We start from the raw sequence: 938 nt of genomic DNA on the forward strand, positions 1-938 counted from the left end.
AGGGTGGCGCGACATCGAGAAGCTCGTCCGAGCTCTCACCGTGTCCGAAACCAGCGAAGAGGCGACTGCAAAGCGCGTCGCCTAGGATTCAAACCGGAGCCGCCGCTCAGAGAAGATCAACAGCGGACGGGACATCCCCTTCGCCAACTGAGCACCGGATAGTCTACGGAAGAAGACTTGAGGATCTACTTCGACAAACCAGGACTCGGTGTGACGTATCCTATCGATGCGAGGGAGGTGAAGAGTGCGCTCCAGTCGTTCGCTCCCAAAGAGATACTTGGTGCGATCAGCAAGATTAGGTTTGGTTGCAATCAAACGACTACTCAGGAAGCCAGGATTGTTGGCCGCGGGCCTACCTATGAGATTCGAATCAACTTCTTTCTCTGTGGATCCAAGACGAGGTTGCTCTCGCAAACCAAGAAGTGGCTCAAGCCAGTCGAAACCTGCGGGGGAGACGTCATCAAGGGAGCTTCCGAAGTCTATTGGTCCGCCAACGCGGCACGGCGCTACGCGATATTCCTTCTGTTTCATGAAGTCGGACATGCCGTGTACGCGCGGGAACGAGGTTTAGGGATGCTGCATTCCTCAGTGACATCTGCCGAAGAGGAGCGCTGGTGCGATTCCTTTGGCCTCCAAGCAGCTTCTGCATTTCGAGGTGAACCGTCGTGAACAGGGACGTTCTTTCCGTAGCGCACCGGGATCGAGCTTGGTCGTCGACGCAGAACTCGGATGCCGGCTCGCACCCGCAAGCCCCACGCAGAACCCCCCGCCCGCCCATCCGGAGCCCCGCACGGGGCTCATGGGCTGGCGCCGAGTTCGGCCCGGAGCCGGGCTCGACGCGTGCGAGAGTGGGCAGCCCCCGCGCCCGCCTACCCCAAGAGTCGGAGGGGCCTACCTTCCCGTCGTGCACGTTCTGATCCTCACCAGCCTGCTCCTGC

General features: G+C 60.1%; 1 protein-coding gene. It reads left to right on the plus strand.

The features are described 5' to 3' along the window. The first annotated feature begins 177 nt into the window (after positions 1-177). The gene (locus tag GY937_21810) at positions 178-669 is read left to right on the plus strand and encodes a hypothetical protein (protein MCP5059348.1); all 492 of its coding nucleotides are present in this window, start codon (positions 178-180) and stop codon (positions 667-669) included. The last annotated feature ends 269 nt before the right edge of the window (positions 670-938 follow it).

This window comes from bacterium (genome assembly GCA_024228115.1).
Taxonomy (GTDB): Bacteria; Myxococcota_A; UBA9160; order UBA9160; family UBA6930.